At 61.1% G+C, this 24606-nt stretch carries 24 protein-coding genes; 8 read left to right on the forward strand and 16 right to left on the reverse strand.

Annotated elements, in window-relative coordinates; all coding sequences use genetic code 11:
- The first annotated feature begins 6 nt into the window (after positions 1–6).
- Entirely contained in the window at positions 7–1638 is a 1632-nt protein-coding gene (locus EM6_RS03370; RefSeq protein ID WP_126420318.1) for a copper resistance system multicopper oxidase, read from the forward strand.
- On the forward strand, positions 1625–2314 hold the full coding sequence (locus EM6_RS03375; RefSeq protein ID WP_126420319.1) for a copper resistance protein B: 690 nt from the start codon (positions 1625–1627) through the stop codon (positions 2312–2314). The genes EM6_RS03370 and EM6_RS03375 overlap by 14 nt, the downstream gene beginning before the upstream one ends.
- Before the next feature lie 184 nt (positions 2315–2498).
- On the opposite strand, the gene EM6_RS03380 is transcribed toward EM6_RS03375, so the two are convergent.
- The 3 genes from EM6_RS03380 to EM6_RS03390 form a co-directional block, all read right to left on the reverse strand.
- Complete coding sequence (locus EM6_RS03380) at positions 2499–3713, reverse strand: alginate export family protein (protein WP_126420320.1); 1215 nt, start codon at positions 3711–3713, stop codon at positions 2499–2501.
- 118 nt (positions 3714–3831) lie between these two features.
- Complete coding sequence (locus EM6_RS03385) at positions 3832–4821, reverse strand: LacI family DNA-binding transcriptional regulator (protein ID WP_126420321.1); 990 nt, start codon at positions 4819–4821, stop codon at positions 3832–3834.
- Positions 4822–4823: 2 nt separating this feature from the next.
- On the reverse strand, positions 4824–6110 hold the full coding sequence (locus tag EM6_RS03390) for an MFS transporter (protein ID WP_126420322.1): 1287 nt from the start codon (positions 6108–6110) through the stop codon (positions 4824–4826).
- Between the two features lie 147 nt (positions 6111–6257).
- Between EM6_RS03390 and EM6_RS03395 the strand changes: the two genes are divergently transcribed.
- Positions 6258–6683, forward strand: a complete 426-nt coding sequence (locus EM6_RS03395) for a hypothetical protein (protein ID WP_126420323.1) — start codon at positions 6258–6260, stop codon at positions 6681–6683.
- A 176-nt stretch (positions 6684–6859) separates the two neighbouring features.
- Here EM6_RS03395 and EM6_RS03400 read toward each other — a convergent pair whose 3' ends face one another.
- Complete coding sequence (locus tag EM6_RS03400) at positions 6860–7627, reverse strand: response regulator (protein WP_126420324.1); 768 nt, start codon at positions 7625–7627, stop codon at positions 6860–6862.
- Between the two features lie 392 nt (positions 7628–8019).
- Here EM6_RS03400 and EM6_RS03405 point away from each other — a divergent pair, with 392 nt between their 5' ends.
- Positions 8020–8847, forward strand: a complete 828-nt coding sequence (locus tag EM6_RS03405) for a flagellin (protein ID WP_126420325.1) — start codon at positions 8020–8022, stop codon at positions 8845–8847.
- A 92-nt stretch (positions 8848–8939) separates the two neighbouring features.
- Here EM6_RS03405 and EM6_RS03410 read toward each other — a convergent pair whose 3' ends face one another.
- The 9 genes from EM6_RS03410 to EM6_RS03450 all read right to left on the reverse strand — a co-directional run bounded on the left by EM6_RS03410 (position 8940) and on the right by EM6_RS03450 (position 16370).
- Positions 8940–9254, reverse strand: coding sequence for a hypothetical protein (locus tag EM6_RS03410; RefSeq protein ID WP_126420326.1), 315 nt, complete (start codon positions 9252–9254; stop codon positions 8940–8942).
- Between the two features lie 81 nt (positions 9255–9335).
- Positions 9336–10721, reverse strand: coding sequence for a serine--tRNA ligase (gene serS, locus EM6_RS03415; RefSeq protein ID WP_126420327.1), 1386 nt, complete (start codon positions 10719–10721; stop codon positions 9336–9338).
- Positions 10722–10882: 161 nt separating this feature from the next.
- Positions 10883–11782 (reverse strand): twin-arginine translocase subunit TatC, encoded by a 900-nt coding sequence (tatC, locus tag EM6_RS03420; protein ID WP_126420328.1) that lies wholly within the window; start codon positions 11780–11782, stop codon positions 10883–10885.
- Entirely contained in the window at positions 11779–12372 is a 594-nt protein-coding gene (tatB, locus tag EM6_RS17675) for a Sec-independent protein translocase protein TatB (RefSeq protein ID WP_126420329.1), read from the reverse strand. Before tatB ends, tatC begins: the two co-directional genes overlap by 4 nt.
- 86 nt (positions 12373–12458) lie before the next feature.
- Positions 12459–12665 (reverse strand): twin-arginine translocase TatA/TatE family subunit, encoded by a 207-nt coding sequence (locus tag EM6_RS03430; protein ID WP_013478854.1) that lies wholly within the window; start codon positions 12663–12665, stop codon positions 12459–12461.
- A 120-nt stretch (positions 12666–12785) separates the two neighbouring features.
- Positions 12786–13457, reverse strand: a complete 672-nt coding sequence (scpB, locus tag EM6_RS03435) for an SMC-Scp complex subunit ScpB (RefSeq protein WP_126420330.1) — start codon at positions 13455–13457, stop codon at positions 12786–12788.
- A 151-nt stretch (positions 13458–13608) separates the two neighbouring features.
- The gene (locus tag EM6_RS03440; protein ID WP_126420331.1) at positions 13609–14466 is read right to left on the reverse strand and encodes a segregation and condensation protein A; all 858 of its coding nucleotides are present in this window, start codon (positions 14464–14466) and stop codon (positions 13609–13611) included.
- 3 nt (positions 14467–14469) lie between these two features.
- Positions 14470–15561, reverse strand: coding sequence for a beta-N-acetylhexosaminidase (gene nagZ, locus EM6_RS03445; RefSeq protein ID WP_126420332.1), 1092 nt, complete (start codon positions 15559–15561; stop codon positions 14470–14472).
- A 14-nt stretch (positions 15562–15575) separates the two neighbouring features.
- Positions 15576–16370, reverse strand: coding sequence for an SPOR domain-containing protein (locus tag EM6_RS03450; protein ID WP_126420333.1), 795 nt, complete (start codon positions 16368–16370; stop codon positions 15576–15578).
- Between the two features lie 239 nt (positions 16371–16609).
- Here EM6_RS03450 and EM6_RS03455 point away from each other — a divergent pair, with 239 nt between their 5' ends.
- The gene (locus tag EM6_RS03455; RefSeq protein WP_126420334.1) at positions 16610–17098 is read left to right on the forward strand and encodes a hypothetical protein; all 489 of its coding nucleotides are present in this window, start codon (positions 16610–16612) and stop codon (positions 17096–17098) included.
- Between the two features lie 139 nt (positions 17099–17237).
- Here the strand turns inward: EM6_RS03455 and EM6_RS03460 are convergent, their stop codons facing one another.
- The 3 genes from EM6_RS03460 to EM6_RS03470 are packed head-to-tail and all read right to left on the reverse strand — an operon-like array spanning position 17238 to position 20795.
- A complete protein-coding gene (locus tag EM6_RS03460; protein WP_126420335.1) occupies positions 17238–18155 on the reverse strand; it encodes a CPBP family intramembrane glutamic endopeptidase in 918 nt (305 codons plus the stop codon).
- 55 nt (positions 18156–18210) lie between these two features.
- Positions 18211–19788 carry a cisplatin damage response ATP-dependent DNA ligase gene (locus EM6_RS03465; protein WP_126420336.1) on the reverse strand — a complete coding sequence of 526 codons (1578 nt, stop codon included), beginning with the start codon at positions 19786–19788 and terminating at the stop codon, positions 18211–18213.
- Positions 19785–20795: a ligase-associated DNA damage response exonuclease gene (locus EM6_RS03470; protein WP_126420337.1), complete on the reverse strand. Its 1011-nt coding sequence runs from the start codon at positions 20793–20795 to the stop codon at positions 19785–19787. Before EM6_RS03470 ends, EM6_RS03465 begins: the two co-directional genes overlap by 4 nt.
- Before the next feature lie 75 nt (positions 20796–20870).
- Between EM6_RS03470 and EM6_RS03475 the strand changes: the two genes are divergently transcribed.
- The 3 genes from EM6_RS03475 to EM6_RS03485 all read left to right on the forward strand — a co-directional run bounded on the left by EM6_RS03475 (position 20871) and on the right by EM6_RS03485 (position 24603).
- Positions 20871–23318, forward strand: a complete 2448-nt coding sequence (locus EM6_RS03475; RefSeq protein WP_126420338.1) for a ligase-associated DNA damage response DEXH box helicase — start codon at positions 20871–20873, stop codon at positions 23316–23318.
- Positions 23302–23970 (forward strand): ligase-associated DNA damage response endonuclease PdeM, encoded by a 669-nt coding sequence (gene pdeM / locus EM6_RS03480; RefSeq protein ID WP_126420339.1) that lies wholly within the window; start codon positions 23302–23304, stop codon positions 23968–23970. Before EM6_RS03475 ends, pdeM begins: the two co-directional genes overlap by 17 nt.
- A gap of 69 nt (positions 23971–24039) precedes the next feature.
- Entirely contained in the window at positions 24040–24603 is a 564-nt protein-coding gene (locus EM6_RS03485) for a lipocalin family protein (protein WP_126420340.1), read from the forward strand.
- Positions 24604–24606 lie beyond the last annotated feature (3 nt).

Genomic DNA, 24606 nt, shown 5'->3' on the forward strand with positions numbered 1-24606 from the left:
ACACTCATGAAATCCATGCTTTTGGCGGGTTTCTTCAGCCTGTGCGCCTCTGTGGCCCTGGCCGAAACCCGCACCTATGACCTGACTATATCGCAGGTCCAGTCCACGGTGGGCGGCAAACCCGTCCCCAAGATTGCAGTCAACGGCACCATTCCCGGCCCCGTCCTGCGTTTCACCGAAGGCGATGAGGCAGTCATTCACGTCACCAACCGCTTGAAAACGCCAACCTCGGTCCACTGGCACGGCTTGCTGCTACCGGGTGTGATGGACGGCGCGCCGGGCTTCAACGGCTTCAAGGGCATAGCGCCGGGTGAGACCTTCACCTATCGTTTCCCAGTCCGCCAGTCGGGCACCTACTGGTACCACTCGCATTCGTTAGGGCAGGAGGCGGACGGCCTGTATGCGGGCATCGTCATCGCCCCCAAAACGCCGGACCCCATTCAGGCCGACCGCGATTACGTGGTGCTGCTGTCCGATTATCATCAGGACAGCGCGGCGCGCATTCAGGCCAACCTCAAAAAGTCGTCCGACTATTATCAGTACAAACGCCGCACCGTGGGTGACTTGCTTAAGGGCGCACATCAAGAGGGGCTTGGTAAGGCTCTGAAATCAGCCGGTGAGTGGGGAAAGATGCGTATGCTCCCCACCGACCTGTCCGACGTCACCGGCTACCGCTTTCTGGTCAACGGCCTGACGAATGCCCAGAACTGGACGGGCCTGTTCCGGCCGGGTGAGCGGGTGCGCCTGCGCTTTATCAATGCCTCGGCGATGACCATGTACGATGTGCGCATTCCGGGCCTGAAGATGACGGTCGTAGCCGCCGATGGCCGCCCGGTGCAGCCGGTCGAGGTCGATGAGTTCCGCTTCGGAAATGCTGAAACCTACGATGTCATCGTCACGCCGCGCGAAGACCGCGCCTATACGATTGCCGCTGAGTCGCTTGATCGCGAAGGCTTTGCATTGGGCACGCTGGCCCCGCGCGAAGGGATGACCGGCGACATCCCGGCGCATCGCCCGCGCGCCGTGCTCAGGATGGGTGACATGAATATGGACGTCATGATGCGCGATGACCCCAATATGGATATGAGCCAGATGGACCACGACAGCGGATGGGCCGACACCGGCGCGCCCAAAGGGGCCGTGGTGCTCGACTATGCGCAGTTGAAAAGCCTGACGCCTCAAAGTGACACGCGCGCCCCTACGCGCTTTATCAAGGTGGTACTGGGCGGCAGTATGGAGCGCTATATCTGGACGATAAACGGCAGGACGTTCAGCCCGCAAGACGGCATTGCACTGGGCTATAATGAGCGGGTGCGGTTGATCTACGTCAATGAAACCATGATGGCGCATCCCTTACATCTGCACGGCATGTTCGTGCAGCTTGAAAACGGACAGGATACGGATCGCCTGCCGGACAAACATACGGTGATCGTGCCGCCGGGTCAGACCGTGTCGGTTCTGCTCTCGGCCACCGAGCCCGGTGACTGGCCCTATCACTGCCACCTGATGTTCCATATGCAGTCGGGTATGATGACGACCTTGCGCGTCGCTGCACCGGAAGCGGGTTTTGTGCCCCCGGCTGCGCAACCCGCTCCGGACCACACGTCACACGGGGAGGGCCATCATGCACATCATTAAAGCAGTGGCGCTTTTCATTTTGCTGCCCTCAGCCGCTGTGGCCCAACACGACCATTCGGCCACCTATCACGCGGTATGGCTGGAAACCGCCTACAGCCGGCACGATGGGCAGGACACGGCGCATTGGGACGCCGACGGCTGGGTCGGTGGCGATACGCACAAACTGTGGCTGAAAAGCGAAGGTGAGGTGCGCGACGGCGATAGCGAAGGCGAAGTCTGGGCGCTCTACAGCCGCAATGTCTCGACCTTCTGGGACGCGCAGATCGGTGTGCGTCATGATTTCGGGATAGGGGATCGCACCTGGCTGGCGGTGGGTGTCAATGGTCTGGCGCCCTATTTCTTCGAGACCGAAGCGCATCTGTTGCTGGGTGAGGACGGGACCGTCGGCGCGCGGCTGCGGCAGGAAAACGACCTGCTGCTGACCAATCGCCTGATCTTGTCGCCCTCGCTGGAGCTCAATGCGGTCAGTCAGGCCAATCCGCCGCACGGCACGGGCTCCGGCCTGACCGATGCGACGGCGGCCCTGCAACTGCGCTATGAGGTCAACCGCCGCTTTGCGCCCTATGTCCAGCTTGATCATCAGCGCAAGCTGGGGGACACGGCCAAACGCGCGCGGGCAGCGGGAGAACCAGATGAAGACACCCGTGTAAGTCTCGGTGTACGCTGGCTATTCTAAAAAATGAGAAAGGCGTCCGGAGCGATCCGGACGCCGCAATTTCGCATGGTTTATACCAACGGCCGAAGATGCTGACCGCATCCGGCCGTTGAAAACTCGAGAATGTCTCATATGTATCAGTGACATGAGAAATTCTCGAACGGAATACCAAGAGTCATTTCCAATGACCCTTGGTATTACAGGCCTACAGCTTGTATTCTAGGCCGATCCACACCTTGCGACGTGACGCCGGCATGGACGTGTTTGCGCGCTCGAAATCAGCGTATTTGACACTGACCGTCAGGTTCTTGGTCAGGGCCGCCGAGGCCAGCGCGTCCCATTCCTTGCCCACGGCGCGGCTGTTGCGATCCGTTTTGAAGTCGTGATAGCTGAGCGTCAGGGTCGGCTTCTTGAAGGGCCCGATCTGGGTCGGATGCGCGTAAGTGGTCGTTAAGCTGAGGTCATTCAGACCATCCGGCAATATCTTGTTACCGCTGGTCGAAAAGGCATCGGCCCAGCCGCGGACATTGTGGGCGCTGCCGATGGGGGTGATGAAGCCGCGCACCCCATTGCCTTCATTCTTCTCATAGGCCGCTGTGACCTTCCAGCGTCCATGATTGACGCCCACCTCGCCATTCACAGCCTTGAGGCTGAAATCGCTGGGGTTATTGCCGTGATCGATCTGCTTGGCGATGACGCCGGCATAGGTCAGTTTCGTCGTCTTGCTGAGCGGCTTTTCACCGCTGAAACGCAGGCCCGTGGTCAGGGTTGAGTTATAGGCCGAATTCTTGAAATCGAGCGCATAGACAAAGCCCTGCACCTTCAGGGCCGGGGTGGCCGCATAGCCGACATTGAGGATGTGGCTGTCGGAATCCCAATCGGCATATTCACCCGCCGTGCGGTTGATCTTGGTCAGATAGGCATAGGTTGCGGACCACTTGCCCTTCTTGACGTCCACTCGCAGGGCATCGAAGGTCATTTCGTCCTGACGCCAGCCGGAATTGCCAACGAAACGGTTGTCATCGATCAGGATGCGCTGACGCCCGGCCGTCACCGTCGTTGCGGCATTGGGCGTCCAGGTCAGTTGCAGACGGTTCAGTTCGGTGACTTCCGGGTCGTTGACCGAGGCGTAGCTCGTCTTGCCGTTATAGCCCGAATTGTAGTCGTCTTTGAGCGCGCGCACGTCCTCGAATTCGACGAGGATCTTGACCTTGCCGAACTGACCGCTCTCGAAACCAACGCGGTTGCGCCACGTCAGGGCGTCAGCGTCATTCAACCCGGCTTGCGACACGCTTTCGCTGCGCAGGCGCGATTCCAGGATGGGTTTGGACTTGGCGAGGGCTTCGGAAAAGCTGTCGGCGTGGGCACCGCCGGCGATACCGGCCAAGGCGAGGGTGCTGAGCGAAACGCGAACAATCATAGACGTACTCCAACTGGCGTGCGCCTTCCGAAATGTATGAACAAGGTCCGTACACAGATGCGCGCACTTTCAATGAAAGTAAGCGTCTCATAAAAATGGTAATTTTTTGCAAACGCCGTTACGCGAGCGTTCGCGTCGATTCCCGCACGATCAGGGTGGTGTCAAAAACGACCCGCGCAGGGGTGCCGGTGTCGCGTTGCAGCAGGCGATCCACGGCCTCATTAGCCATGTCTTCGATGGGCATTTCGACCGTCGTCAAGGCCGGGGCCGAGGTACCAACCCACGGCGCGTCACCAAAGCCGATAACCGACAGGTCTTCGGGCACCCTCAACCCACTGCGTGCGGCGCGTCGGACAATGGCCAGCGCAATCTGATCCGTACCGGCGAAAATGGCAGTGACGTCGCGGCGGTCGATGGCCGCCCCCACGGCGGGCTCCAGATCGTCGGAAAAGGCGGTTTCCACATGAAAAACGCACTCAGCATGGCCGCTTAAAGCGGCGCGGAAGCCTTCGCAGCGTTCGGTCATACTGCTGAGGCTCATCGGGCCGGATACGAGGCCGACCTTACGGTGACCGCCCGCCAGCAGATGTGCCGCCGCCTGCTGCCCACCGCCAAAATAGTCGGCCAGCACCAGCGACAAACCCGTCGCCTTACGGTCCATCACCACGGTCGGCAATCCCGGTGTTACGGTCTGGGCGTCGAGGTCCTGCACGGGAAACCACACCAGTCCGTCGGCCCCGCGCTCTATCAGGCTGGCTATGGCCTGCTGCTCCAGTCCGATATCGCCTTCGGTATCAGCGATGATCACGTAATGGCCGCTGGCGCGCGCCCGACGCATAACCGCCTGCGCTAGGGCGGTGAAGAAGGGATTGGCGAAGTCGGGCAGGATAAGCCCCAGCGTCCCCGTGCGCCCGGTGCGTACCGCCCGCGCCGACAGATTCTGTCGATAGCCCAGATCGGCGGCGACCCTGAGGATATGGGCGCGTACCTCCCGGCCCAGCGAGCCCGTGCCATTGATGGCGTAGGAGGCACTGGCCAGAGAGACGTCGGCGGCTTTAGCCACGTCTTTCAGCGTGATACGTTTCGCGGTGCGCCCCTCATCCGCCATGCTCAAACCTCGTCCTTGCCGGAGGCGAAGATGCAGACCAGCGTGATCAGCGCCGCCACCAGAAGGTAATAACCGACATAGCTCAGCCCGTAATTGGCCTGAAGCCACGTCGCGGCATAGGGGGCCAGCGACGCCCCGACAATGCCCGCGAAATTGAAGGTGAGGGAGGCCCCTGTATAGCGCACATTGGCCGGGAAGGGGGCCGCCAGCGCCGTACCGATCAGGGCATAGGTCATACCCATCAGCGCCATGGCAGCCACCGAAAAGACGAAGATGCCGCCCTCATTGCCCATCAACGGCGCCAGCGCGAACGAGAAGACCGCAATCAACGCTGTGGTCAGGATCAGGATTTCGCGGCGGCCAAAGCGCTCCGCCAGCTTGGCCGACAGGGGGATAAACAGACCAAAGGCAATCGAGCCCAGAATCTGCACCTCAAGCGCTTCCACAAACGGGATTTTCAGCACCTTCACATTGTAGGAGAGGAGCCACGCGCTTCCGATGTAAAAGAGTACAAAGGTGACGAGTGCCACAAAGGTGCCGAGAAACAATGAGCGCTTGTGCCGGCCGAAAATTTCGACCAGCGGCACCTTGACCCGTTCTTCCTTGTCGATGGCGGCCTGAAACTCCGGCGTCTCGGTGATCGACAGACGCACCCACAGCCCGACCCCGATCAGGGCCAGAGAGGCGATAAACGGCACGCGCCAGCCCCAGCTCAGCAGGTCTTCCTGCGAGATGAAGTGCAGCAACACCCAGAAGGCCCCGGACGACAGCAGCAGGCCGATAGGCGCCCCCAATTGCGGGAACATGCCATACCAGGACCGCTTGCCTTCCGGCGCATTTTCGGTGGCCAACAGCACGGCGCCCCCCCATTCGCCGCCCAGACCAAAGCCTTGCCCGAAGCGGCACAAGGACAAAAGGAGCGGGGCCACCACGCCAATCTGCGCATAGCTGGGCAGGCAGCCGATCAGGACGGTGGAAATCCCCATGGTCAGCAGCGCCGCCACCAGCGTCGCCTTGCGCCCGATGCGGTCGCCGAAATGCCCGAACACCATGGCCCCGACAGGACGCGCGAAAAAGGCGATGGAGAAGGTGGCGAAGGATTGCAGCAGGGCCGAAGTCGGGTCGCTGGTCGGAAAGAACAGGGACGGAAAGACCAGCACGGCCGCCGTGGCATAGACGTAGAAGTCGAAAAATTCGATGGTCGTGCCGATCAGGCTGGCCAGCAGGACCTGCGCCGGTGAATTGACGGGTTTGTGGCCGGTGATAGCCGCCGGAGAGGCATTGGACATGGACGGAATCCCGAAATCCCTGTGATGTGGTTATGTTCCGCCTAACTCATTTTCCGCCGTAGCGGAAGCCTCCGTCACCGGCTCGACGTATGGCGCGCTTATTTTGTGCCCCTTACAGTCGCGCATCGGATCAGATGGAGATGTTTCATGACCCCACTATGGAAATCGGGCACGGTCTTGATCGTGGTTTCGGCACTGCTGATGGCCTGTTCCGCACAACCCTCTCAGCCCGCGGCTGAAGAGGCGTCCCAAAGTGCCGTGAGCGAAACTCCGGTATCGGTCGTCTCGTCAAGCGCCTCTGCCTTTGATTATGCCGGACGCTGGACGGGCGTGGAGGGCACCTACATGACCATTACGCCGCAAGCGGACAAGGCTTATCAGGTGGTGATTGCCGATCTCGACGGGCCCAAAACCTATGCGGGGACGCTGCAAGCCGACGGTCTGCATATTGAACGCAATGGCACGCCGCTGGTCATCGTGCCCGGAGACGGCGAGGCGACCGGCATGAAATGGCTGGCGGAAAAGTCCGGCTGTCTGATCGTGGCGGCCAACGAAGGCTATTGCCGCGATTAGAGCGAAATGACTTTGAGTGGAATCGTCATTTCTCTCTAAATTTTTGTTTTGTCGCGATGTTTTTGCGGAAAACCGCTCACACTTTTGGCTTCGCCGAAATCCGTTTCCGCACATCGCTCTAAAAAAACCGGCTCCGTTTCCGGGGCCGGTCTCTTTTTTCGTGGCTGTGTGATCTTTTAAGAAGCCATCAGCTTGATAGCCGTGTTGATCAGCTCGACCGGGCGGAACGGCTTCTGAATTTCAGCATCGGCCCCGGCGGCCATGGCGGCCGACGTGGCGCGGTCCGAGCTGACGCGCGCATCCAGACCCGCCGACATGGCGAGAATTCGCACATTGGGCCAGGTCGATTTGATCACACGAATGCCCTGAAGCCCGCCCATGCCCGGCATGAAGATGTCCGAGACGATCAGATCGACGTGGGCGATGTCTTCGTTGTCCAGCGCCTCTTCCATGCTGTGAGCGATGGACACCCGATAGCCGTTATCCGAGAGGGTTTGCGCGGTCAGCGTCGCCACCGTATGGCTGTCGTCAATGACCAGAGCGTGCTTGCGCTTGCGGCCCTCAGAGGCGTCGGCCTGCGCCGACTCCACGATGGCGCGCATCTGCTGCCGCGAAAAGGGCTTACGCAGGACGTAATCGACATTGGTGCTGCGCGCCAGTTTCAGCGTGCTGTCCACCGAAGCGTCGCGTGACCCGGCGGTCATGATGGCGATGGTGGCGTCCAGCGCGCGGTCGCGGATTTGCGTAATGTGGTCAAGGCTATTGTCTTCGCCCAGAAACACATCGACGAAAATCAGGTTCGGCCGTTGCTGCAACAGCACGTCATGACATTCGGCCAGGGAGCGCGCGACCACATAGTCCCAGTCTTCGTCCTTGAGCATCCGCCCGACGATATTTGCCTGGGTCATGCTGTCTTCGATAACCAGCGCCAGTCCTTCAGCCATTCTTGCCTCGTTTGAGATGAGCCGCACAGGGTGCGAACAGGGAATGGCATACCCAATACAATGTTATTCTTAATAATTCCCCCTGTGGAGCCTTCTGTGGAGCTTTTGGGCCTTATCCGGGCAAAAAAAAAAGCCGCGCGAAACCGCACGGCCTTAAGGTCAATACAGGGAGGAAAGCCCCGAAGGGCGACGGTGCAGGACACCGCGTTCTCTTGTCGTACAATTGGCGGAACAAACATTCAAGGGTAAAATTACTTTTCAAAATTAAAAAACAGGATTCTTTTTTTGCGCGCCATTAAACCGAAGTTAAACGCGATCGGATAGCATGGTTATTGAGCGAAGCTCCCGTTCGACAAAAGACGACCGGCCACAGGGTAGGGGACACACGAAGCGTGAACTCCATCAACACCAATGTCGGGGCCATGCAGGCCCTGCAAATGCTGAACGCGACCTCGAAAGAGCTGAACGCGACGCAGGCGCGTATTTCCTCCGGCCTGAAAATCGCCAGCGCCAAGGACGATGCGTCGGGCTGGGTCATGGCACAGGGTCAGAGGGCCCAGATACGCGCGCTGGATGCGGTCAAGGAATCTTTGTCCCGCAATGGCTCGGTAGTGGATGTGGCCATGACCGCCGGCGAGAGTATTTCTGACCTTTTGATGGAGCTGAAAGAAAAGGCGCTGGCCGCCTCTGATCCGTCGCTGAACACCACGGCCCGACGCGCGCTGAATGACGATTTCGTCGCCATCCGCAACCAGATTGCTCAGTCGATCCGCAACGCCACGTTTAACGGGGTCAACCTGCTGAACGGATCGCGCACCTCGATTGCGGCTCTGGCCAATGCCGATGGCAGTGACACCCTGACGGTCATGGCGCAAAACCTGTCTCTGGGCGGCAGCATCCTGACCTTAAGCAGCGGAGCGGGTTTTGCCAGCGCTATGTCGGCGCAGGGACTGATCGCTACGCTGGACAGCTCGATCAGCAATATCTCCGTGGCGATGGCGCGTCTGGGGGCATCCTCCAGAGCGCTGGACCGCCACACGACCTTTATCGGCAAGTTGCAGGATACGCTTGAGGTCAATGTCGGCCGACTGGTCGATGCCGACATGGCCAAGGAGAGCAGTAAACTTCAGGCGCTTCAGCTCAAGCAGCAACTGGCAATCCAGACCCTGAGCGTCGCCAACCGCTCACAATCCTTTTTGCTGCAACTGTTTGGGCGATAGAAGCCGGGGCTGGCGTCCACCCCGGCAGACTACATATGAAATACGCATAATATAGATTATGGGAAATAAAAAGCCGTAAGGCGGCGGTGCTCTTAATGCCGCAGCCGTGACACCGGCTCAGACAGTTTGAGTGCCGCCTGCATATGGCCGGACGTGGCACAGGCCGCCGCATCGACCACAGCATCAAAGGCATCGGCCAGATCCATTTGCCGGGCCGCCAGCGCTTTCAGCATCTGACGCACATAATAACCGATGACGGCCATGGCGTAGTCGGTCTTGCCGTCGATCTGGCTGGCGATGATTTCCACCAGTTCAAGCTCGGCTTCTTCAGGCGGCAGGTCCCGGCGCGTAAAGGCGCATAGCGTGGCACCGACCGAACGTTCAATCAACGACGGATGGGTCTGCATGGCACTCACTCGAAAACAGGCTGAGATTATGCCACTGCTTTTATAAAAAATCTATCCACAGGCGAATTTACCCTGTTGGCCTCAGCCGATGTGCGTCAGCCCGCCCATATAGGGTTGCAGCACGCTCGGAATAGCGATACGACCGCCCTCGTCCTGATAGTTTTCCATGATGGCCACCAGCGTGCGGCCGACCGCGAGCCCTGAGCCATTCAGTGTATGCAGGAAGCGCGTGCCCTTTTCACCGGCCTTGCGCGTGCGGGCGTCCATGCGGCGGGCCTGAAAATCCCCGCAGTTGGAGCAGGACGAGATTTCACGGTAGGTGTTCTGCGACGGCAGCCACACCTCAAGGTCATAGGTCTTGCGCGCGCCAAAGCCCATATCTCCCGTACACAGCAGCATGGTGCGGAAGCTGAGGTCGAGCTTTTTGAGGATGGCTTCGGCGCATTCGGTCATGCGCTCGTGCTCCGCCGCCGACTGTTCCGGCGTGGTGATCGACACCAGCTCGACCTTCTGGAACTGATGCTGACGGATCATGCCCTTGGTATCGCGGCCCGCCGAACCCGCTTCGGCGCGGAAGCAGTTGGTCAGGGCCGTCAGACGCAACGGCAGCTCCTCTTCCGCCGTGATGGCTTCGCGGACAAGGTTGGTCAGTGACACTTCGGCGGTGGGGATGAGCGCTAGCCTACCACTTTGCATGAGTTTTAGATTCACTGCCATAATTGCCTGTGCGGCGTCGTGGATTGGCCATTCTAGTAAATCTTCAGCGGATATGTCGAAATTGTCTCCGGACAAGGCGAAAAACAAATCCTCTTCAAATTTCGGCAGTTGCCCCGTACCGAACAGCGCGTGGTCCTTGACCAGTACCGGCGGATTGACCTCAGTATAACCGTGCTCGGTGGTCTGGGTGTCGAGCATCCACTGACCGATGGCGCGCTCCAGCCGCGCCAGTTGCCCCTTGAGCACCACAAAGCGCGAGCCGGACATTTTCGCCGCCGCTTCAAAGTCCATCAGTTTGAGCGCTTCACCCAGATCGGCGTGATCCTTGGCCGGGAAGCTGAGGATATTCGGCGCGCCGTGTCTGCGGATTTCAACATTGCCGCCCTCGTCTTCGCCCAGCGGCACGTCGTCAAACGGAATATTGGGCAGCGAGGCCAGAAGGGTGCGCAGGTCCTCTTCGGTCTGACGCTCGGTCTCCTGCGCCTCGGCAATCGCGCCTTTCAGGCCCTCGACCTCGGTCATCAGTTCCGCGGCCCGCGCTTCGTCCTTCTGCGCCTTGGCCTTGCCGATTTCACCGGAGAGCTTCTTCAACTGCGCCTGATTGGTCTCGAACGCCGTCTTGGCGGCGCGGAGGGCCTTATCCAGCGACAGCAGCGCATCAACATCCGCTTGCGCCGACTCGCGGCCCCGCGATGACCAGCCCTTGACATAGGCTTCAGGTGTTTCGCGTAAGGCTTTGATATCGTGCATGGAAGTGTCCTCAAGGTCTCGATGAACAGGTCGCCCCACCCACCGCTTCGCGGTCCCCCTTCCCCGCTGCGCCGGGAAGGAGGAAAAATCCTTCCCCGTTTACGGGGAAGGTGGATTTCTCGTCAATGCTTCATTGACGAGAAAGACGGAAGGGGGATGGCTTAGCTTACGATCGAGGGCTCTTTGCGCCGCCATTCGATCATCCGCACACACAGGATCGATATTTCGTACAAGAGCACGATGGGGATGGCGAGCATGAGCTGCGAAATGGGGTCCGGCGGCGTGACCACGGCGGCGACGACCACGATCCCCAGAATGGCGTAACGCCGGCCCGACGACAGCATTTTCGATGACACCATACCGGTCAGACCCAGCAGCGTCAGGACAATCGGCAACTGAAAGCAGGCCCCGAAGGCCAGCATCAGGGTGGTGACCAACGACAGATATTCCGACACCTTGGGCATCAGTTGCACGGTGACGGCCCCTGCCCCCAGAATCTGCTGGCTCAAGCTGAACCACAGCACCATTGGCAGAATGATGAAATAGACGAGCAGAGCTCCCATGACGAACAGCACAGGCGCGGCAATCAGAAACGGCAAAAAGGCCATGCGCTCGCGCTTATAGAGGCCGGGGGCCACGAAGCGATAGAGATGCCAGGCGATCACCGGAAAGCTGAGGATAACCGCGCCAAAGCCCGCCATCTTCATCTTGGTGAAGAGGAATTCCAGCGGCGCCGTGGTGATCAGCGCCACGCTGTTCTTGGCCTGCGGCACCTCTTTGAGGCCCAGAATGATCTCGATCAGGTCGAACGGCCCTGCCCCATGCCCGCCGTGGGCGCGCGACGCCTCGAACATGCGGTTGGCCATCTCATAGGGATGGGTCAGGAAGATGTAGATGGGCTCGGCAAAGCCAAAGCACAGCAGAAAGGCCGCCACAAAGGCCACGACCATCCAGATCAGACGCGAGCGCAACTCGATCAGGTGGTCCATCAGCGGCGCGCGCGACGCCTCGATTTCGGCCTCGTCCGGGTGGAGGTCGTCTTTGGTCACCAGATCGTTCATGACGGGAGAGTCTCAGTCGTCTTTTTGGCGCGGCTGCGTTTGGGTTTGGGCGCAGGGGCGTCTGTTTCGGCTTCGGCCATAACCGGTGCGTTTTCAGGGGCTTCTGCGGCTTTCTTCGCACGCGGCTTGCGCGGCTTTGGGGTTGGCTCCGTTGCCGCAGGGTCCGCCGCCGGGTTGGGCACGTCGGGCTCATCGGTCAGGGACGGCTTGCCGAAATCCGCCGGGGTGTGGCCATGATCGTAAGCATCGGGCGACGGCACATCAACGCTGTCGCTGTAATAGTGGCCCTTGGGCGGGATGGCGTCGTTGATCTCGCCTTCGATGCGCCGCATGTCTTCGCGGATGTCGTCGATGACCGGCGAGGTCACATTGCCGGAGCGCAGGGCCTCAACCTCCTTGCGCAGATCGTCGAGTTCCGACTGACGCGCCATGTCGTCAAAAGAAGTGCGGAATTCGTCGGCCATGGAGCGCATCTTGGCCACAAAGCGACCCAGTTGCCGCAACAGCTTCGGCAAGTCCTTGGGCCCCACCACAATCAGGGCCACCACCGCAATGAGTACGAGCTCAGAGCCCCCAATACCGGGCAGCATTCAAATTACGCCTTAGGGTCAGAACATGAAAAAGCAACCGCCCCTTTTCAAGGAGAGGCGGTCACGCAAAAAACAACGAAAAAGGCTTAGGCCGCGTCCTTGTCGGTGACGGTCTTGGCCGTTTCGGGCTTGGCTTCGTCCTTCTTGACGTCCTCGTCCTTAAGGCCGTCCTTGAACGCCTTGATGCCCTTAGCGGCATCGCCCATCAGGCCCGACAGCTTGCCACGGCCGCCAAACAGCAGCAGCGCGACAACCGCGACGATGGCCCAGTGCCAGATGCTCATGCTACCCATGTCAGATCTCCATACGCGCGGCGCTGCCTCGCGGCGGCGCATCTTCGGGATACAAGTATTGCTCTCTTATAGGCGTATTGTAGGCGTACATCAAAGCGAAAATAAGCCCAATTTAACCGTCTAATCGCGTTCGCCGTCGGCGCTTTCAAAGAAATCCTGTGCAAACTCGACCTGTTCCATCTCCTCAAGGCCGATGGGGTCTTCGGCTTCCCGCGCACCGCCGGGTTCCGGGATGACGAAATCGGCGGGGACATTGAGATCGAGCAGACCGGCGGCGCGCATATCCGCCGCGCCGGGCAGGTCGTGCAGGCTGGGCAAGGAAAAGACCTCCAGGAAATGCTCGGTCGTGCCGTAGGTGACCGGGCGGCCCGGTGAGCGCCGGCGCCCGCGCAGGCGGATCAGATTCATCTCGTGCAACACGTCCAGCGTGCCGCGCGACAGACCGACGCCGCGGATCGTCTCGATCTCCGCCCGCGTGACCGGCTGGTGATAGGCGATGATGGCCAGAGTCTCCAAAGCCGCCTTCGACAGACGGCGCGGTTCTTCGCGTTCTTCGACCATCAGGTAGCCGAGGTCGGCCGCGGTGCGAAACTGCCATTTGTCGGCGACGACCTCTAACGTCACACCCCGGTCGGCATAACGCGCTTTCAAGGCCGCCAATGCCTTACCCACATCCGCGCCTTCGGGCAGACGCCGCGCCAGATCGGCCGCCGACAGGGGGGCAGCGGCGGCAAACAACAGGGCCTCAATGGCGCGTTCGATATCGAGTTTGGCAGACAAATCGGGGGTCATGCGATCCTCCTCCCCTGCGCAGCGGGGGAGGTGTCACGGCTTGTCCGTGACGGAGGGGGCGCGCCATATGGAAAGCCCCCCTCCGTCTCGCTACCTGTCGGTAGCGATCCACCTCCCCCAAGCGAGTTGGGGAAGTATGATAGAAAAGCGGTCATCGTCCCTCCATCAGCGGCGGACGGCGGCGCAGGTAAAGCGTGTCAAACGTGCCCAGTTGCTGCACCTGCATCAGGCCTTCTTTCGTCAGTTCCAACCCGGCCGACAGGGTAGAGGCGACGTAAGACGCGCGGCGCGGACCGCCCTCACCCACCGGCTGCGGCGCAATCTCATCGAGCGGCGTCCAGTCCGATAACTGCGGCAGCACATCGCGCAGATGGTCGCGCGCATCCTCCAGCGGGAAGGCCTCGACGCGCATGGTGGGGTCGTAATGGCGGGCGATTTCGCGCTGCCTCTGAGTGACATAGGCCCCCATCAGATCGAACAGCGACACATCCAGACGCGACGACGGCAGGATGACCGTGGCCTGCGGATCACCGCGCGCAAACACGTCGCGTTTGAGCTGAGGTCGAGAGGTAATGGCCTCCACCGCCTTGCGAATGGCCTCCAGCTTTTTCAGGCGAAAGGCCAGCGCGGTGGCCAGTTCTTCCGGTTCCGGCTCATCGCTTTTCTTGCGTTCGGGCACCGGCAGCAGCAGACGCGATTTGAGATAGGCCAGCCACGAGGCCATCACCAGATAGTCGGCGGCCAGCGAAAAACGCAGACGTCGTGCCTGCTGGATGAAGGCCAGATATTGCTCGGCCAGTCGCGTGATCGAGATTTTCAGCAGATCGACCTTTTGCTGCCGCGCCAGCTCCAGCAGCACGTGCAGGGGGCCTTCGTAACCATCGAGATCGAGCAGGAGGGCGTCGTCGGCCTCGATCTCCGGCACGGGCGCGGCATCGGCCGTGAAATCGAGGCGGTGTTGAAACACCTCGTTCTCAAGCCCCGGCAAAGCGCCCCCGCGCCCGGTCACGGCTTAATAGACCTCCTGATAGGCGGTCGGATCGACGAAATCCTCGTACTCTTCGCGCACGGTGACCGGACGGTGCAGCAGCACCTGAAGGCGGCCACGCGCCTCTTCGACGTTCAGCGGTTCGACCTTGTGCTTAAGGCGCAGGAGCGCGCGTTCAAGACGCTGCTGAACCTTGCCGCGGATGGTTGGCACAAAGACCGACACGGCCTTCATTTCCTCAAGGTCGCCGCTGCAATGCAGGACGATGTCGCAACCAGCCCTAAGAGACGCGCGCGCCCGTGCCCCCACGGGTCCTTTCAGCGCGCCCATGCCGATGTCGTCGCTGAGCAGCAGGCCGTCAAAGCCGATCTCTTCGCGGATGACCTTGATCACCTTTTTGGAGGTGGTGGCCGGGTTGCGGCGGTCAATCGCCGTGTAAACGACGTGCGCCGTCATGGCCAAAGGCATGTCGGCATTGACGGCAAAGGGGAGAAAATCGGCCTTTTCCAACTCATCACGACGCGCCTTGACGACCGGCAGTTCGTGATGCGAATCGACCTGTGCGCGACCGTGACCGGGCGCGTGCTTGATCACCGGCAGCACGCCACCGGCCAAAAAGCCTTCGGCGGCGGCCCGGCCCATGACAGCCACGGTCTCGGCGGTCAGGCCATAGGCGCGGTCACCGACCACATCGTGCGTCCCGGCCTGCGGCACGTCGAGAACCGGCGCACAATCCACATTGACGCCCAGCGCGCGCAGGTCATGCGCCATCAGTTGCGCCCCCATGCGGACGTATTCACGCTGTTCAAACGGAGAATTGGCCACGGCCTCATAGGCGGCGGCGGGCGGATAGGACGGCCAGTGCGGGGCTTTGAAACGCTGCACGCGGCCGCCCTCCTGATCGACCAGGATCAGCACATCGGGGTGCCCGGCCGCCGCTTTCAGCGCGTTGATCAGGGCGCGGACCTGCTCCGGTGTGTCGATATTGCGCTTAAACAGGATGAAGCCCAGCGGCTTTTTGGCGGCAAAAAACGCCTGTTCAGCGGCGGTCAGCTCAAGCCCGGCACAGCCATAGATGGCGGCGGAAACCTTAGCTTTCTGTTTGATATTCAGCATGTTTTACCGGACTCTTACTTTACGAAACAGGTCTTGCCCGCCGATTTCAGCGCGTTGCAGAACTGCTGCGCCTTATCCTTGGAGGCAAAGCCGCTAAAGGAGGTTCTGTAAAAAGTCGATCCGTCGCGATCGACCTTTTCGACCACCTTGCGCGTGCCACCGACGAACAGGCCGTAGGACGAGGCCAGGGCGGCAAATTCGCGGTCAGCGATGGCCTGCGAGGAGAAGGCGCCGATCTGCACCGATGCGCCGCCGGAGGTCGTCGCCACAACGGGTTTCGGTTCGGGCTTGGCGTCTGCGGTCTTGACCGGTTCGGCGGGTTTCGTGGCCACAGGGGCCGGTTGCGCGGGTTTGGTGGCTGCGGGCGCAGGCTGTGTCGGTTGTGTCGGCTGGGTGGCCGGCGGCAGCAGGTTCTCATTAACGCTGGGGGCTGCCGGTGCCGCCGCCGAAGCGGCTTCGCGGGCCTGCGGGGCCTCGGTATCATTGGCAAAGACCGGCGCGGTGCCCGAGGCATGGGCTTCCTGATTGACCGACGGATCCAGCAGGTCCTCATCGCTCAGCGGCTTGGCCTCCTCGATATTGCCGTCCTTATAGGCCGTCAGCGGGTCGCCGACATCGCTCACCTTACGCGTATTCAAGCCCGAATTATAGAACAGCACGACCGCCAGCAGCAGCACCACCAGCACGATAAACGACGCGATCAGGGTGATCGGGGTCTGATCCCGCTTCGGCGCGGGACGACGGCTGTCGTAGCTCAGATGATCCTCGGTCGGCGGCGTGTAGGTGCCGCGTTCGTTGTCTTCCACCATGACCTTAAAAATCCTGTAGTTGCGCCTTTACGAATCATGCGCAGCAAAGCACGCCATTTTGGCAGGCTTAAGTCCATACGAAAAGAGAGGCCCGTCTAAAAAGCGGTGCGCGATCTTTATGCTCACCTGTTTTTGAGAGCGCGCCGCGATTTTAGCGTTAGCGATAGCGCTTTTGGAATACGACTGTCAGTTGCGATTTAATAACCCTTTCCGTGTTAGCTTATAACGCGGAGGACCGAATGGGCCAGCTCACAGACAAAGACAGGCTGATCTTCATGGCGCACAGCGATCTGCGCGTAATGGTCCTGCGTCCGGTCGGGACCCTGTCGCCGGAAGACCTTATCGAGCAGTTTTTCCTGTCGCTCAAGCGCGTGGAGCGGCCGTGGCTTTATCACCGGCTGGTCGATATGCGGCGCTATGACCGCGATTTCGGCGCCGAACACGTCACTACCCTAGCCAAACGCTGGCAGACCGTGCGCGGCCGTCATAGCTGCTATGCCCATGTGGCGCTGGTCTCACCGGTCAGATGCCCGCGCTGGCACGTTGCGGCACCGCTGCCCGGCTTTCCCAATGAGACCCTGTGCCGTTTCACCAGCTATTCGTATGCCTTCAACTGGCTGACCGCGACGGATCGGCACGCCTATCTGTCCCAGATTGCAGAGGTGCCCGCGGATCAGGCGCGCAAACCCCGGCCAGCGTCTTTTTCGGGCGATCTGGTCCTCGATTAGAGCGCATTCCGAAACGAAGTTCGGCGAAGCCAAAAGTGTGCAACGGTTTTCGGAATCAAATGCGAGACAAAACAAAATGTTAGAGCGAGATTTCGATTCAATCTGTACGAAATCCGCTCTAGGCCCCAAGACTGTGCATTCAGGCGTGTTCGGGGAGCGCCGCCTGCGGCCTCAGCGCGCCCTTCCACACCAGATAGGCAATCCCGGCGATCAGGACGGCAGACGTAACGACGCTGCCTTCCGGGCCAAACTTGCCGCCGGTAATCCACCACGCGGCACCTGTCGATTTGAGATCGGTGACCAGCGGCAGGACATCGAGGTTCTGACCGCTGACTTCGACGCCGAACCCGGCCCCCAGAAGGAAATTCCATGCGCTGTGCCACGCACACACGCCCCATAGCGAGCGCTCCTGAATGGTGTAGAGACTGAAAAAGATACCGACCAGAACGATATTGGTCAGGCCGAGAAAAAGCTCCTTCGACGGCGGGATATTGGCCGCGTGCAGCAGGGAGAAGACCAACATGCTGACGCCTATGCCCCAGTAGATGCCGTGACGTGACGCCACGACCTGCATCAGATAGCCCCGCATGGCAATCTCTTCGGTCGCCCCCTGCACCATAAAGCCCGCAAAGATGGCGGCGATGGGCACAAAGGTCATCAGACCGGGCTTACCCCACGCGCCGAGACTTTCGATCGTGTATCCCCCGGCCAGCCAGATACCGCCAATGGCCGCCGCAGCAAAGCCGAAGCCGATCCCCAACCCCCTCAGATAGCGTTTCAGGCCGTCCCGGTTGAAGCCGAGCGCGGCGATCCCTCGCCGCTCGAACAGAAAGGTCCAGAGGAAGAAGATCAGGGCGATCGGCGCAAAAAACAGCAGCATCAGCGCGTCGGCGCGCCAGTCGATGCCGGTCTCTAAAGGCAGTTTCAGCCACGTCATCGCTATCACGACGGGGATCTGCCCCAGAATGATAAAAACGATGGTGAGCACAATCGCCGCCCACGTCCAGGTGCGGCGCGCCCTTGCTGGACGCGGTGCGTAAAGATCAATACCTGCCATGCGGAACCCCTGAGTAACGCCCCACAGTCTCATCAAATGAAACCCACGGCAAGCCTCAGCCTGTGCCCGCCAGAGGTTCGAGAACGCTCAGATGATCCGCCTCCTGCGCTGGTTTGTCCCAGCGGATGCGGCTGATACGTGGGAAGCGCAGAGCGAAGCCGGACTTGTGGCGCTTGGACCGGTTGACCGCATCGAAGGCCACTTCAAACACCAGTTCTTTCTTCACTTCGCGCACCGGCCCGAAGCTGTTGAGCGTGTTGTGGCGCACCCATTTGTCGAGGTCTTTCAACTCGGCGTCGGTAAAGCCAAAATAGGCCTTGCCGATGGGCAGGAGCTGATTGCCGGACCACAGACCGAAGGTGAAGTCCGAATAGAAGCTCGAGCGTTTGCCCGATCCGCGTTGCGCGTACATCAGTACCGCATCGACCCGCTTGGGGTTGATTTTCCACTTGTACCACGGTCCCGTCGGTCGCCCGGCGACGTAGGCGCTGTCGCGGCGTTTCAGCATCAGGCCTTCGATGACTGAGGCGTTATCGACGCTGGCGCGCAAGGCCTCCAGTTCGGCAAAATCGCCATAGGGCAGTTGCGGCGACAAACGGATGCCGTCGGGGTGGTGGCGCTCAAGGGTGGCCTGCAACAGGGCGCGACGCTGGTCATAGGGGCAGGCGCGCACGTCCTCGCCCTCCAGAAACAGCACGTCATAGGCCACAATCGCCGCTGGATAGTCGGCCATATATTTTGCCGAAGGGGCCTTGCGCCCCAGCCGCTGTTGCAGATCGTTGAACGTCCCCGTCTCTTCGCCGCGCTGCACCAGCAGTTCGCCATCCAGCACCGCATGAAAATTCAGATGCGCCAGAACGTCCGGAAACGACCCGGAAATATCGTCACCGGTGCGCGTAAACAGGGCGCGACCGATGCCCGAATGCACGACCTGCACGCGGATGCCGTCATACTTCCATTCGGCGGCATAGGTGTCGGGCGTGATCAGGGCGTGGTCCCTGACCTCCAGCGGGTGGGCCAGCATGACCGGGGTGAAGGTCAGGCGCTCGCTGACGACCGGTTCCGGCCCCCGCCCTTCCAGCCAGTCAAACAACGGTTGATAGGGCGGGTCTATGCCATGCCACAGGCTCTCGATGCGCTCGACCGGCTGATCACCGAATTTCGCCAGCACCTGCTTGAGCAGGCGCGCCGACACACCGATACGCAGCGCCCCGGCCCCGATCTTGAGCAAAGCCCAGCGTTCGGGCGAGGTCAGCCGATCGAGCAACGCTGCCACATAGTTGGGCAGTTGCGCTTTGGGCGTATGGCGCAAGGCCTCAACCAAATCATGCAAAGCTGGCAGGTCGCTCTGTTCGGCTTCTGGCGCAGGCCACAGATGGGCGACGGTTTCCGACAGTTCGCCGACATAGTCGTGGCTGAGGGCCAGAAGCGTTGGATCGACCCGCGCGCGGATCAGCTCCAGAACCATTGCGCGCCGGAAATTGGGCAGGGACAGGTCGCCGGCGATGATCGCCACCGCATAGCCGCGGTCAGGATCGGGCGTGGTACGCAGATAGTCGAGCAGCAGCCGCGTCTTGCCCAGCGTCGATGGCTCGTAATAGAGGCTTTCCAGCAGACGGGAAAAGGCTTTCATTCCGCGTCATCCTCGTAGCCGATCAGGTGCAGGGCGCGGGCCTTAAGCCCCATCTGCGTCGCCTGATGCACCAGCGCGTCGTCGCGGCCGTGCGTCACCCACACCTCCGGCGCGCCGACATCTCTCAGGGTCTCGATCAGTTCGTCCCAATCGGCATGGTCGGAAATCACCAGCGGCAGTTCGACGCCCTTCTGTTTGGCGCGCGCCCGTATGCGCATCCAGCCGGAGGCCGCCGCCGTCAGCACCTCCGGCAGGCGCCGTGACCAGCGGTCCTTGAGCGCCGAGGGCGGACACAGGACGATTCTCCCCGCCAGAGTCCGGGCGTTTTCCGCCGTCACCGGCGCCAAGGCCCCCAGATCGACCCCAAGCGATTGATAAAGGTCGCACAATCGCTGCATGGCGCCGTGCAGATAGAGGGTTTCGACATAGCCCGCCGCGCGCAGGGCGCAGATGACGCGCTGACACTTGCCCAGAGCGTAGGCCCCAACGAGGTGACAGCGGTCCGGAAACTGCCGCAGCGAGGCCAGCAAGCGCGCAATCTCGTCCCCCAAAGGCGGATGGCGAAACACCGGCAGGGCAAAGGTCGCCTCGGTGACAAACACGTCGCACGGCACCGGCTCAAACGGCACGCAGGTGGGATCGGCCCGGCGTTTGTAATCGCCGGAAAAGACGATGGTGCCCCCCTCATATTCGAGCCGCGCCTGCGCCGAACCCAAAATATGTCCCGCCGGGTGCAGGCTGAGGCGCACGCCATTGAGGTCAACGATTTGCCCATAGGCCAGCGGGTGCTCGGCCTCGCTGAAATGGTTGTCGCCATAGCGGCTGCGCATGATGGCGAGCGTTTCCGGCGTGGCGAAGACGTGCTGATGACCGGCGCGGGCGTGATCGGCGTGGCCGTGCGTCACGACGGCGCGTTCGACCGGCTGCATGGGGTCGATAAAGAAGTCACCGGGCCGGCACCATACGCCTTGCGGCCGCACTTCGATCCAGTCACGCGGGTGGGTCACTGATCACCCCGGCGGTCCTGAACGTAACAGGCGGCATAACTGCCTTTTTATGACCGTTCACGTTAAAAGCGTCCCATGACGATACCTGATGCCTTCCAGTCGTGGTTTAGTTCGCAAGGCTGGACCCTGTTGCCGCATCAGCGTGAGATGACGGCGCGCTTTGCTGCCGGGCGCTCGACGCTTCTGACCGCGCCGACCGGCACCGGAAAGACGCTGGCGGGGTTTCTGGGGTCCCTGATTGATATTACGCAGACGCGGCCAAACGGTTTGCATACCCTGTATATTTCGCCGCTGAAGGCGTTAAATTACGATATCGAACGCAATGTCACGGCAATGATTGAGGCGCTCAGCCTGCCCGTGCGTGTGGAAAGCCGCACGGGGGATACGTCGCCATATCGCCGCCAGCGCCAGCGCGCTAACCCGCCGCATATCCTGCTGACGACACCGGAATCGCTGATGCTGCTGCTCTCCTATCCGGAGGCCGCACAGATGTTCGCTACGCTGAAGGCCGTCATTATCGACGAAATCCATCAGGTGGCGGCGTCGCGTCGCGGCGACCTCATCGCGCTGGCACTGGCGCAGCTTGAGGCCTTCAGCCCCGGCTTTTGCCGCATTGGGTTGTCGGCCACGGTGGCAGAGCCTGAGCGGTTCTGCGACTGGCTGGGGCACGAGGATAACGCCGTTGACCCTCTCGACAGCCGCACCCTGGGCATGGCCGAGGCCGCACCGGAGGTCACCATACTGCCTACGCACAAAGCGCCGCCCTATAATGGCTTCATGGCGCAATACGCGGTGCCGGAAATCCTGTCCGAAATCGCAAAGGCGCGCACCGCCATCGTCTTCGTCAATACCCGCGCGCAAGCCGAACTGTTGTTTCAGTTCCTGTGGGAGGGCAATGAAGAGGCGCTGCCCATCGCTATCTACCACGCCTCGCTGACGCGCGAGATGCGCCTGAAGACCATCAGCCTGATGGCCGCCGGCAAGTTGCGGGCATTGGTCGCCACCTCGGCCATCGAACTGGGCATCGACTGGGGCGATGTCGATCTGGTCATACAGGTCGGGGCACCCAAGGGCGTCAGCCGCCTTTTGCAACGCATCGGCCGGTCAAACCACCGCGTCGATGTGCCGTCAAAGGCCTTTCTGTGCCCGGCCAATCGCTTTGAGGTGCTGGAATGCGAAGCGGCCATTGCCGCGATCCGCGCCGGGAAACTCGACGGCGATGTCCCCCAGCCGGGGGCGCAGGACGTACTGGCGCAATTCATCCTCAATGCGGCGTGCAGCGCACCGGTGAGGCCCGAAGCCCTCTATGCCATTGTCCGGACTGCGTGGTCCTATCGCGACCTGAGCTATGCGCAGTTCGAGACCCTGTTCCGCTTTGTCGTCGATGGCGGCTATGTGCTGCGCAATTACGATCGCTGGCACCGCCTGAGCGAAACCGAACAGGGGTGGATACCGGCCTCCGCCCAGATCGCCCGCCGTCATCGCCAGAATATCGGCGTCATTATCGAGGCCGGAAAGCTCAAGGTGCGGCGTCTGCACGGGCGCGGCGGGAAATATCTGGGGGAAATCGAGGAACAGTTCGGACAGTCCATGCGACCCGGCGATACCTTCTTCTTCGCCGGTGAGGTGCTGGCCTTTGAGCGCATCCACGACATGACGCTCGATGCCCGCCCCAGTGCCGCCAAAGAACCATTATTGCCCACCTATTCCGGCGGGCAGATGCCGCTTTCGACCTTCCTGGCCGACGGGGTGCGCGGCCTGTTGCAGTCGGAGGCGACGCTTGGCGAATTGCCCGGCGAGGTGCGCGACTGGCTGAGGCTGCAAACGCGCTTTTCGCGCCTGCCCGACCGTCAGGAGCTGTTGATCGAGAGTTTTCCGCGCGGCAAGCTCTATACGCTGGTCCTCTATACGTTTGAGGGCCGACGCGCCAATCAGACGCTGGGGATGCTCCTGTCGCGACGCATGGAGCGCTACCAGCTTCATCCCTTGAGTTTCACCGTCACCGATTACGGGCTGGCCATCAACAGCGTCGAACAGGTGACCGACGGCATGATCCATGACCTGTTTTCAACCGATATTCTGGCCGACGAGCTGGAGGAATGGCTGGCGGACTCGCCCATGCTCAAACGCTCCTTCCGCCGCGTGGCGACCATTGCAGGCCTTGTCGAACAGAATAACAATGCGGCTCGCAAGACGCTGAAACAGGTAACCTTTTCGACCGATCTCATCTATGATGTGCTGCGCAAGTATGAGCCAGATCATGTCCTTTTGCGGCTGTCGCGCGCCGATGCCGAACGCGAACTTCTGGACCTCGACCGTTTGACCGACCTCATCCTGACCTTCCGCGACCGGATCGCCTTTTGCGACCTGCCCCGTCCCTCGCCCCTGTCCCTGCCCGTTATTCTGGATGTGCGGACCGAGCGCCTGCCCGGTGGCGGTATCGAGGCCCTGTTGCAGCAGGAAAGTGCCGAAGCGGCGGCCGAGCGCCTGATGCAGGAGGTGGTCGATGGCCTCGACGGCTGAGGTAGAGTTTGCGGGCCACAAGATGGTGCTCGATGCCGAACTGGCCCTGTGGTGGCCGACGCACAACTTGCTGGCCGTGTCGGACCTGCACTTTGAAAAATCGACCTTTCTGGCGCAGTTCGGATCGCCCATCGCGCCTTACGATACGCTGGACACGCTAACGCGCGTCGAAGCGCTGATTGTGCGTTATCAGCCACGCACCCTTGTCCTTTTGGGCGACAGCTTCCACGATCGCGGTGCGTGGCAAAGGCTGGAGGCCCACACGCGAACCCATCTGCTGAGCCTGTGCGGCGCGGTCGAGTCGTGCCTGTGGGTTGAGGGTAATCACGATGTCGGCCTGATCCGCGACCACAGCCTGACCTTTGTGGACGATCATGTGGTGGAGGGCATCGCCTTTCGCCACGAGGCGGAACCCACGGACCAGCCGCAGATCATCGGCCATTTCCACCCCAAGCTGACCACGCGGGTGCGCGGTCACAAGGTCAGCGGCAAATGCTTTGCCCTCAACCGCAAACGCCTGATCCTGCCAGCCTTCGGCAGCTTTACCGGCGGGCTCGATATCCAGCATGAGGCCCTGAGCGAGGTGGCGCAGGGTGAGGCCTTCACCCCTTATCTGATTTATGGGCGGACCATCCTGCCTATCCGCACATGAACCTCACGCACCGTCGGATCGCATCCTTATACGTCCACTGGCACACTGACTGAAGACATGGAGACCCCAATGAAACCGCGCAACTACGCCCTGCCCCTCGCCCTCGCCTCGGCCGCCCTTCTGACCCTCAGCGCTCAGGCCGTCACCGCCATGCCGGTAGGCAATCCGAACGTGCCGCAACCGGCCAAGCCGGTGGAACTGACGCGCTATCTGGGCCTGTGGTATGAACTGGGGCGCTATGAGAACCGCTTTGAGAAGGACTGCGATCAGGTCACGGCGCAGTACAGCCTCGCCGAAGATGGCAAGATCAACATTCTCAACACCTGCGGCTGGCGCAAGGGCGAACCGGGCAAAGCGTCCAAAGGCAAGGCGAAGATCGTCAGCGACAGCGGCAATGCCAAGCTGAAAGTCTCCTTTTTTGGCCCGTTCTATATCGGCGATTACTGGGTGCTGGATCACGCCGAAGACTATAGCTGGTCCATCGTCGGTGAGCCGTCGGGCAAGTATCTGTGGATTCTGACGCGCGCGCCGTCACCGGCCGTCAAGGTGCGCGAAGACCTGCGTAACCGCGCGCGTGAGCTGGGCTACAATACCGACCTTATCCGCTGGACCGCCCACACGTCGCCCAAATAAGAT

Origin of the sequence: Asticcacaulis excentricus (assembly GCF_003966695.1) — a bacterium.
Lineage (GTDB): Bacteria > Pseudomonadota > Alphaproteobacteria > Caulobacterales > Caulobacteraceae > Asticcacaulis > Asticcacaulis excentricus_A.